The sequence below is a fragment of the Candidatus Protochlamydia sp. W-9 genome, assembly GCF_001950615.1.
Taxonomy (GTDB): Bacteria; Chlamydiota; Chlamydiia; order Chlamydiales; family Parachlamydiaceae; genus Protochlamydia; species Protochlamydia amoebophila.
This window is the reverse complement of sequence record NZ_BCPZ01000124.1, coordinates 1-10,105: the sequence shown is the minus strand read 5'-3', so window position 1 is coordinate 10,105 and position 10,105 is coordinate 1. Positions and strand designations below refer to the sequence as shown.

The window sequence follows — 10,105 nt, the reverse complement described above, 5'->3', positions numbered from 1 at the left end:
AATAAAAACAACTCAATCTTAAAAAAACCTAAAAATACATTTACTAAAAAGATTTCTGCATATTTTATGCCAAAAAAAATTTGTAGACTATTTATTTTAACAAAAGGTTTTGATCTTTAAATGATACGTAAGAGTTTTTACCAATAATTAAATGATCTCGAAGGGGGATGCCTAGCAATCGACTTCCCTCTAATAATGTTTGCGTCAATTTTAAATCTTGATTTGAAGGCGTTGGATCGCCACTTGGGTGATTATGAACAACAATTAAACTGGCTGCTTTGTGGCGAATCGCAGAATAAAAAACTTCTCTTGGATGGACAAGCGTTTGGGACAAGCTTCCAATAGAAATTACTTCATAAGTAATTAAATATCCTTTTGTATCTTGAAATATCGCCATAAAGATTTCTTTATTCTCATTTTCAAGCTCATCTTTGACCAGCTGGTAGGCATGAGAGGAATGATTGATTAAATAGCGAGATTTAATTTGTTGGCGCGTCGCTCGAAATCCAAGATTAAGGGCTGCTTTCAATTGAATGGCTTTTGCAAATCCAATTCCTTGAACTTCTAGTAACTCTGTCAAAGTTGCCTGCATTAAGGCTTCTAACCCTCCAAATCGTGTCACCAAAGCTCGAGATACTTCCAAAACTGAAGCCACTTTTGAACCGCTACCTAAAATGATCGCTAGAATTTCTATCAGCGATAAAGAATCTGCGCCATGCCGCATTAATCGCTCTCTAGGTCTTTCTTCTTTAGGTAAAGACTGAATGGAATGCTCATTTATTCTCATCCCTATCCTATCTTTCTGCTAAGATTTGATAATGCGCATATTTATCAACAATTAATGCTGGCAAATCAACTTTTAGTAAAACATCATTATCTTCATAATCTTGAGATAAAATATGTCCTAAACGGATAATTTCACTCACACTACCGTAATCACTTTGAGGAATACGAAATTCAGCAACTTGTCTTTGGCGACTCAATTCCTGAATCATGGCTTCTTGAAGCTCTTCAAATCCTATTTTTTTTAAAGCTGAAATCTGCACATTTTTTGGATAACTCATTCTAATTCGATGAATCATATGAGGATGTTCGCATTGATCGATTTTATTTAAAACTGTAATAATAGGCTTTTTTCCTGCTCCAAGTTCTTGTAAAACTTCATAAGTTGTAGCGGCCTGTTCTTCTGCCATGGGATGACTGACATCAATCAAATGTAAAAGAATATCTGCTTCAATTGCTTCTTCAAGCGTGCTTTTAAAGGCAGCTACTAGTAAGTGAGGGAGCTTGCGAATGAATCCAACTGTGTCGACAATTAAAATATCTTGATTATTAGGCAGGGTAAATTTTCGGGTGGTCGTATCGAGCGTTGCAAAAAGCTTATCTTCCACAAATACACCTGCATCAGTCAAAGCATTGAGAAGAGTAGACTTTCCTGCATTTGTATAACCAATAATAGCAAAAACAGGAATTGCAGAGCGGACTCTTGATAAACGTTGCGTCTCACGAACGGCTTTAACATCGTCTATCTCTTTTTGTAAAACGTCCATTTTACGTTTGAGAATTCGTTTATCAATTTCAATTTGTTTTTCTCCCTCTCCTTTTAAATAAGCCCCTCCCCCGCCAGAACCTGAAGTTCCCTGTTGACGAGAAAGGTGAGTCCACAATCTTTTTAGGCGAGGAGCTTCATATTTAATTTTTGCTAATTCAATTTGTAAACGCGCTTCTTTAGTGTGAGCTCTCTGCGCGAAAACACCCAAAATCAATTCTGTTCGATCAATAACCGGCTTATTGAAAGCTGCTTGTAAGTTTCTCTGCTGAGCAGGCGTGATTTCATCATCAAAAATAATAAGATCTACAGCTAATTCATTAGCGATTTGAATTAATTCCTCTAGCTTACCCTTACTAACATAAGTAGAAGCATCGAATTTTCGTAGTGAGCAAGGCTCTTTTTTTGCAACTTCAATCCCAAATGTATAAGCTAATAAAGCCAACTCTTCTAAGTGTTCTTCACAAAGCCTTAATTGCTTATTCCCTTGATAAACCGAAATCAATAAAGCTTTCTGATTTTTTTCTTCTTCATGTAAAATAAAATCTGATTCATCTTTGACAGTTTTATCATTTTTCATTTCTTATTCCTTATAATCATTAAATTCTATCTCTAAGCCATCATAAGCCAGTCTCACATGTTTGGGGAGATAAGCATTTACTTTATCATGATCTAATTCATGTGAAAGATGCGTCAACCAAACAGACTCAGCACCAGTTTTATTAGCAAAGTCTAATGCCTCATCAATTGAAAAATGAAGCTGAGAAGCTGTATACTTTAACGCACTAATAACAAGGATTTTTAAATCTTGTAACTGAGTAAAAATCGTTTGTGGAAATGTTCGAATGTCTGATAAATAAGCGAGATCACCAAAACGAAATCCATTAACAGCCATTCCTCCCTGTTCATAGGTCATATAATTAATAAAAGTTCCTTCAAATGTCACGCTTCCTTCTTTAACTGAAGGAAGCGTTTGCAAATGCAAACGTTGAATAAAATCTTTTTTTTCTGTAGCAAATAAATAATGGTAGCGTTGTTGGATATCTATTTTAGTGATTTCCGAAAGCAAAATAGGAAGAGGAGTTATTCGTTTATAATAAATGGGACGCAAATCATCAATACCGGCTGTATGATCTTGATGAGCATGAGTTAATATGACTCCATCTAAGACATGAATGCGATGACGTAAAGCTTGTAAACGGAAATCAGGTCCTACATCAATCAAAAACTGTTTGAAATGAGTTTTAATTAATGCTGAAGGACGTAAGCGTTGGTTAAAAGTAGAAGAAGAATGGCACACTTCGCAGCCACAACCTAAAACAGGTATTCCCATCGAAGCTCCAGTCCCAAGAAATAATAATTTTCCCATAATCTAAAAGTTTTGGTTAATCGTAAATAATGAAAAAACTTTTTTGTAAAGTGCAAACCGGGAAAAATAAACCCACCGTCCTCTCTTGTCCTCTCCAATTAACTGAATGCGGAAATAAGGATCAGGTAGGAATAGGAATTGAGCGATCTGAAAAACTGATTGACTTTGTGGATTCGATCTCAATTTCATTGTTAATACCGTCGAATGATGATGAAAAACAAGATCCAATTTCCCATCCACTGACTGCAAAATGTTTTCGGAAGAACCGAATCGATAAAACTCTTGATATTTTTTAAATGTCACAAGACGCATCACAAATTGAGCCAGTTTGGGATCAAAATAAGAAAACTCTAATCTATCAACTACTTGTTGTTCCCTTTTTTCAAAATGAGAATTTTTAAAAGCAGTTGAATCAATCAGCATTTTATTTACATCGCTCTGCCCTATAAGATTATAAAGATAAAGAAAAAAAGCAGATAAAAAAACAGCAGACAAAACAACCATTATTAAAAGAAGGGCAATTTGCTTCACCTGTTTATGGATACTTGTGTTTTCCAAAATAGCTGCCTTTTTTACATTTTTTATTCGATTTATACTAACCTCGTTAGATTTAAATGACAATTTTGAAAAACAATCATGTATACAACTCTTTTAACAAAGTAGACGCTTTGTTATTTTTTCGGAAGAATTGGAAAATTTTAAACAATTTTTTCTCCGAATTTGAGACACTAAAGCAAGTTAAAACGATTTCTAACATTTTTTACTATTATGAAAATTACCATTGTAGGAGCTGGGTTTTGCGGCTTAGCCACAGCCTGGCATTTGCTGAATCATCCTCAATTTCAATTCGCGTCTATCCAGATTGTTGATGCCAAAGGCATCGGTGGAGCAGCTTCAGGGATTGCAACGGGACTTTTACATCCCTATGTAGGAGGTCAAGCAAAATTAAATTTATCGGGATGGGAGGGTTTCCAAGCAACGTATGAATTACTTCAAATTGCTTCTCGTGAACTAAAACAATCCGTTTTTAGTGATGGTGCAGGAATTTTACGAATTGCTTTAAGTGCGAAACAACTTATAGACTTTCAAAATTGTGCTTTAAACCATCCAATGGATGTCGAGTGGTTAACCCAAGAAAAAATTCTATCCTGGATACCGGGAATCGCACCAGCTCCTGCCTTATGGATAAAAAAAGGATTAATTGTTTATTCTTCCCTTTATCTTCGAGGGTTATGGAATGCCTGCCAAAAAAGAGGGGCTCGATTCCAAAAACGACAAATACACTCCTTACAAGAAATCGAAAATAACGATTATATTATTTTGGCAATGGGAGCACAAACTTCACTTTTACCTGAATTTTCCACTCTACCACTACGGGTGGTGAAAGGACAAATTTTAGAGCTAGCCTGGCCAGACACTATTCCCCCTTTACCAGTTGCTGTAAATTCTCAAGCATACATTGTGATGTCTAAATCTAAACGCACCTGTTTAGTGGGAGCTACGTATGAAAAAAAATTTTCAAATGCCGAACCCGAAAAAGAAATTGCAATTGCAGAAATTATGCCTAAAGCGCAGGCAATTTTACCCTTCCTAGAAAAGCTTCCTGTCGTCAACAGCTATGCAGGGTTAAGAGGGGTTGGTCCCAAGCATCTACCTTTTATCCATCGCTTTTCTTCCCGTCATTGGATTTTAACCGGCATGGGATCAAAAGGACTGTTATACCACGCCCTCATGTCCAAGCAACTTGTTAAAGCCATTGCAAAATCAATTTAATTGTATAAAGTCTACAACAAAATAGCCTTCAACAACATATAAAGAATTAAGATGGTTATGAAAGATCTTTTTGTTTCTGCATCAATACATGTGCTTCTGCAGCAAAATTAAAAAAGAAAATTACAGCAGGTGTCAGGAAAGCAACAAAGGGAAGCATAATAAAAAACCATTTTAGGATAGTATAAATAGGCTTTTGACATTCTACAAAGATTGTTCCAGTCATCCATGTAGAAAGTAGTAATAAACCTAAAATAAAAATCAGAGGTAATAAAGACATCATTATTAAAAAAATATTGTTGAAGGGATTTTGCTCTAATCTTTTGACTGTTAAATGAAAAACAGCTCCTTTTTCGATTCCTCTTAAGGCAATGACAGGAGCCACAAAAAATAAAACTAGAAGGCTAAGTACACATAATATTAACGTACCCAAATTAATGAGAAAAGGAGCAAAAGAAAGAATTAAACCAAAAACTTCCCCAATAACTGGGATTTCTTGTAATAAGACAAAAACTCCTAATAAAATCCAAAGAAGCAAATAACTCAGAATAATCGGAATAGCAAAATACGATGCGCCTATCATGACTTCCCATGATTTGGATAAAATGTTCCAATAATTTACTTCATAATTTTTTACTTCATCATGATAAATGCGGATTAATAAAATTCCTGCAGATAATAAAATTCCCGTACAAATGAAAATAGGTAAAAAAGTGAGGCTGAGTTGTACCCAACGTCCCGCATGAAGAGAAACTCCTCGAAAAAAGACGATTAAAACACCGCTCATGGCAAGAATACAAAAAACCAATAAAAGTTTTTTCTTTGTAAATGTTAAAGCTAGAGCCCGATTAAAAATATGAGAAATTGCATTAAAATCCATTAAATCTTCTATTGTTTATTTTCCTTAAAAAAGTATTTAGGTCTCACAATTGGCGTGCCTTTTCCTTCTCGCGCTTCTTTTCTTTCATAGACGATTTGTCTTCCAATTCCCACTACACGTGCAAGTCCAAACAAAACAGTGTAATATTCAGAACAAGGAAAGCCAGCGGCTGTCAATAAAATTCCTGAAATAGCATCAACGTTGGGATAAGGATCTGAAATTTTAGGATTATTTTGCAACACTTTACTACCCACTTTTCTTAAAAGCTGTGCCATTTTTACAAGAGCATGGGAAGCATAATACTGATTAGTTACTTCGTAAAGAAGAGTAGCTCGTGGATCCTCAACACGTAAAACGGCGTGTCCAAAGCCAAATATCAACTCTCCTTTATCTAAATGAGCCCGAATAAGCCTTTCTAATTCTTCTTCTGTGCTATGCTCGCCTAACTCTTCAACGAGTTGATGAACAAAAGTCAAACAATCTTGATTAGCCTTTCCATGACGTGGCCCTGCTAATGCACACATAGCTGCTGACATAGATCCATATAAATCTTCTAAGCCTGAAGCAACAGCTTTACCAACAAAAGCTGAAAGATTCCCTCCTCCATGATCATAGTGCAAAACGTTAAAAAATTTAAAGGCTCTTGCTAACTCTTGCTGATTAGCATCTGGCACATTAAGCATTTGCGTAAAATTTTCCATATAGCCGAGTTGAGGCTGTGATCGTTTGGTCTTCCCCCATCCTGCATGATGGTTAATAACAGTCGCTGCAATTTCAGGAACTTTCGCGATTAAATTTAAATAATCTTCATGATAATCATTTTTTCCTTCAAATCCACTTGCTAAAAGTAAAGCAATAGAAAAAAGTTTCATAGGATGAATATTTCTAGGCAATTTTTCAATCGATTCAATCAACGCTGTTGAGCAATTGGCTCTTATTAACAAATCTTGACTAAATCTAGAAACCTCTTCAGGTTTACCAACATGTCCATGATAAAGCAAATAAATTACTTGCTCGGGTTCCCATTGATCAATTTCTGATACTGGATGCCCTGCATAAAAAAGACCTTTGACAGGATCAACACTTGAAGTTGTACAGTATCCGACTGGATAACCCCTTAAACCAGTTTCTAAGCTTTCTTTTGTTATTTCGAACAGGACTTCAGACATAACAATTCCTTGGGTTTAATCCATCTTTATATCAAATAAAAAATAAAATATTTCAAATTTTTAATATTGAACTAACCATCTCTCTTTCTTCTTTTAATTCTTGCTCTGTTAATTTAATTTTTTCCTCCAAAAATGCATCCCATTTAAGCCCTGAAACAATAGAAAGCTGGCCATTTTTTTTGACGCGACAAGGGAAAGAGAAAATTAATCCTTCTTCAATTCCATAAGGATTCCCATCTGACAACAGCGCAGTAGAAAACCATTGTCCGGTGGGGGTTGGTAAAATCCGGTCTCGCATGGCGTCTAATAAAGCACTGGCCGCGGAAGCTGCAGATGATTTTCCTCTAGCTTGAATGATCGCTGCTCCTCGTTTTTGAACAGACTCTATAAAATCTTTTTCTAACCATTGACGGTCGGAAATGATAGTTTCAACCGGTTTCTGACTAATTTTTGCATTCACAAAATCAGGAACCTGCGTCGCAGAGTGGTTTCCCCAAATCGTTACACAAGAGACATCCTTTGTTGAAACTTGACTTTTTTGGGAAAGAAAAAACGTAGCTCGATTTTGATCTAAACGAGTCATAGCATAAAAATTTTCTCTTTTTAAGCTGGGGGCGTTGTTTAATGCAATTAAACAATTCGTATTACAAGGATTCCCGACAACAAATATCTTAGCTGAAGACTTTGCCACAGCATTTAAAGCCTGTCCCTGATTAACAAAAATTTTACTATTTTCCTGTAATAAATCTCTTCGCTCCATTCCAGGACCGCGTGACTTTGCACCAATTAAAAGAGCGTAATCAATGTCCTCAAATGCTTGATACGGATCGCTGCAAATCTTAATGGAAGATAGAAGCGGAAATGCACAATCTTCTATCTCCATTTTTACACCCTCTAAAGCTAACAAAGCATTTGGAACTTCTAAAACCTGTAATTCAATCAATTGATTAGGCCCAAACAATTCTCCGCTCGCTAAGCGAAATAATAAGCTATAAGCAATTTGCCCCGCTCCTCCCGAAATTGCAATTTTGACTGGTTTAGACATATTTTCTCCTTGAACGTAGTTATCCTCACTATAGTTTTCCCCTGTATATTTCGCAAAAAAATTTATTCAATTTTGATCCAGTTAAACAATTAACAAATAATTAATAAATGCTTAATAAATAAAATCCATTCGAATTGTAAAATAAAGATAACAAATTAAAATATATTAAAACAATTTAGCCTTCATTTTAATGAATAATTTAAAAAATAAAGGATAATTAAAATGGATTATTCTAATCACCATATTGGTCCAGTTAATGATGGAATCCCTATCATTGGAACTTATCCATTTGAAGGGGAATTAACGATGGGGGAACCACAACGTTCTCCAGAAAAACAAATTGACGGCCATGCTTATAAACAATGGGTAGAAAGTTACGAAGCTAAATATCAACCAGCATTAAACAACTTACAAAATAAAATTACCTACGTTTCCTATGAAGTATTTCATGAAGCGCTTACTCGAGCTTATCAGCAATTTGACGGCAAAGTAGCGGATTATATTGCTTTAGTCGAACCTGAAAAAAGTCAAAAATGGGTAACAGAATTAGTGATGAAACAAGGATTCGACGCAAAAGCCTATCTTTGTGTAGGAGAAGAAGGAGCTGCTAGATTAGAATACTCTTTAGACCAAATGGAAGGAAACAAGAACGTACGAGACTACGTTATTGTCGATGATGGTTCTTACTCTGGCAACCAAATGGCTAACAATATTTCTAGTGCTAATAGAATTATTCAAAAAAAAACTGAAGTGGAACAGCCTACTTTTCATGTCATTATTCCTTATATTACACAAACTGCTCTTAATAAATTAAAAGAATTACAAAAAGATAAAGGAATCAAACTTGAGATTTATCATGCTGTGATCATGAAAACAATTTCAGAAGAAATTAGACCACAAGATCTAAGCAAAATTAAAGACATCTTTTGGAAAGGTATGGATCAAAACGCGCAGGCACAACGGCCTACTACAGCAGCTCTTCATTGGTTTGCTCATAAAGTTCCCAATCAAATGTCATTCCCAGATGTTTTAGCAAAAGGAACTGTTACTCATCCTAAACCAAAAACATCAGGCGATCCTGTTCCTTTTATTCCTGAATTTACACCCCCTTATAAATCGTAAGAAAAAAATATGTAAAAAACCAACTTGACTTTGAAATTCTACTTGGTGAATTTCAAAGTCAAGTTGTCTGGTCTCGAGCTAAGCAGTTAATTTTTTATTCGAAAAATAAAAATCGGCCCGCTTACTAATAATTTTTAGATTTTTTTGATTTTGCTTTCAATGCCGAATTAGTGAAATTTTGGACATTGCTATTGCTTTCGAGTTCGTTGCTGATTTCATTAAAAATTCTTCCTAAATGATTAGATTGCATATCATTGATCTTTGCTCCATAACCACTTCCCCAAAATGTATCTGATGTAAATTCTTCGAAAGTCAACAAACGATCCACCGAAGGCGTTAGCCAAGTTTTAATTAGTGGATTTTGACTCACTTTTAATGCCACCAAACGTCTCATTTCTTGAATTACTTTTTTACCATCTTCAGGAGTTTCCCATCTCCACAAATGAGATCCAAGCCGTTTCACTAATTTGGGGTCCATTGTTATTGCAAATTCTCTGACTTCTTCTGGACTTTTACCCGCCATTTTAGCTTTAAAAGCCACATAAGCAGCCTCTACGTGAGGATAAATAAATTGATTTTCAGCATCATATATAAGCGTGGGATAAAAATTGGACAACCATTCAAATCCTTTTACAGAACTAAATTGAATATGGGTATCAGAGGCTTTAATAGTTGTAATTTTTTTATTTTGCAAATCTTTTGTCGTTTTAGCCGCATTAAAATCTCGAATCCAAACAGCTAAAAAAGGAGTATTTATTTGACTCGAATCTAGCGAAACTATTTCTTGAATTGTTTGCTCAAATAAAGCTTGGAGATTCTTGTAGGATTGATCCACGTTTTGCCATTGACCATTTTGAAACAATAAAATCTCTTTATTGCTATTTATTTTTTCGTTTTGACCATAGCAAGCTTTCAATGCTGTTTCAAATTTTAATTCTGGATTCATATCATCTCTCTTTAACATTTATATAAATTCAACAAGTTTTCACTCTAAATAATAATATTTATAAAATTAAATTTGAATATTTATAAAATGTTTTTCTTAAATACAAAACGAATCCATGAGTAGCTTTATTGGGGATATCAGGGTAAATAACGAGCGGTTGACAAGGGAGTCTAAAAACAAAGGAAAGAAACGGGGCAAAAAAAAGGGCCTTAAAACGGGGTGTTTTAAGGCCAAAAAGAAAAGTTTGGCGGCGAC

The 10,105-nt window shown here is 35.0% G+C and carries 10 protein-coding genes; 2 read left to right on the top strand and 8 right to left on the bottom strand.

Translation table 11 applies throughout. The features are described from left to right. Positions 1-91: 91 nt before the first annotated feature. Genes radC through BU804_RS03380 form a run of 4 tightly spaced genes read right to left on the bottom strand, consistent with a single transcriptional unit; the run spans position 92 to position 3,476 of the window. Positions 92-787, bottom strand: a complete 696-nt coding sequence (gene radC, locus BU804_RS03395; RefSeq protein WP_079988579.1) for a RadC family protein — start codon at positions 785-787, stop codon at positions 92-94. Between the two features lie 7 nt (positions 788-794). Further along, the gene (gene hflX, locus BU804_RS03390) at positions 795-2,129 is read right to left on the bottom strand and encodes a GTPase HflX (RefSeq protein ID WP_011176311.1); all 1,335 of its coding nucleotides are present in this window, start codon (positions 2,127-2,129) and stop codon (positions 795-797) included. 3 nt (positions 2,130-2,132) lie between these two features. After that, positions 2,133-2,882 (bottom strand): MBL fold metallo-hydrolase, encoded by a 750-nt coding sequence (locus tag BU804_RS03385; protein ID WP_226996114.1) that lies wholly within the window; start codon positions 2,880-2,882, stop codon positions 2,133-2,135. 39 nt (positions 2,883-2,921) lie between these two features. Next, the gene (locus tag BU804_RS03380) at positions 2,922-3,476 is read right to left on the bottom strand and encodes a hypothetical protein (RefSeq protein ID WP_075882974.1); all 555 of its coding nucleotides are present in this window, start codon (positions 3,474-3,476) and stop codon (positions 2,922-2,924) included. Between the two features lie 210 nt (positions 3,477-3,686). On the opposite strand from BU804_RS03380, the gene BU804_RS03375 reads away from it, so the two are divergent. After that, entirely contained in the window at positions 3,687-4,691 is a 1,005-nt protein-coding gene (locus tag BU804_RS03375; protein ID WP_075882973.1) for an NAD(P)/FAD-dependent oxidoreductase, read from the top strand. Positions 4,692-4,746: 55 nt separating this feature from the next. Here BU804_RS03375 and BU804_RS03370 read toward each other — a convergent pair whose 3' ends face one another. Genes BU804_RS03370 through BU804_RS03360 form a run of 3 tightly spaced genes read right to left on the bottom strand, consistent with a single transcriptional unit; the run spans position 4,747 to position 7,782 of the window. Continuing rightward, the gene (locus BU804_RS03370) at positions 4,747-5,568 is read right to left on the bottom strand and encodes a hypothetical protein (RefSeq protein ID WP_039358849.1); all 822 of its coding nucleotides are present in this window, start codon (positions 5,566-5,568) and stop codon (positions 4,747-4,749) included. A gap of 8 nt (positions 5,569-5,576) precedes the next feature. Then, positions 5,577-6,737, bottom strand: a complete 1,161-nt coding sequence (locus tag BU804_RS03365; RefSeq protein ID WP_039358852.1) for a citrate (Si)-synthase — start codon at positions 6,735-6,737, stop codon at positions 5,577-5,579. Positions 6,738-6,789: 52 nt separating this feature from the next. Next, entirely contained in the window at positions 6,790-7,782 is a 993-nt protein-coding gene (locus BU804_RS03360) for a malate dehydrogenase (protein ID WP_075882972.1), read from the bottom strand. Between the two features lie 222 nt (positions 7,783-8,004). Here BU804_RS03360 and BU804_RS03355 point away from each other — a divergent pair, with 222 nt between their 5' ends. Further along, on the top strand, positions 8,005-8,904 hold the full coding sequence (locus BU804_RS03355) for a phosphoribosyltransferase-like protein (RefSeq protein WP_075882971.1): 900 nt from the start codon (positions 8,005-8,007) through the stop codon (positions 8,902-8,904). Between the two features lie 124 nt (positions 8,905-9,028). Here BU804_RS03355 and BU804_RS03350 read toward each other — a convergent pair whose 3' ends face one another. After that, the gene (locus tag BU804_RS03350) at positions 9,029-9,850 is read right to left on the bottom strand and encodes an NADAR family protein (protein ID WP_075882970.1); all 822 of its coding nucleotides are present in this window, start codon (positions 9,848-9,850) and stop codon (positions 9,029-9,031) included. Between the last annotated feature and the right edge of the window lie 255 nt (positions 9,851-10,105).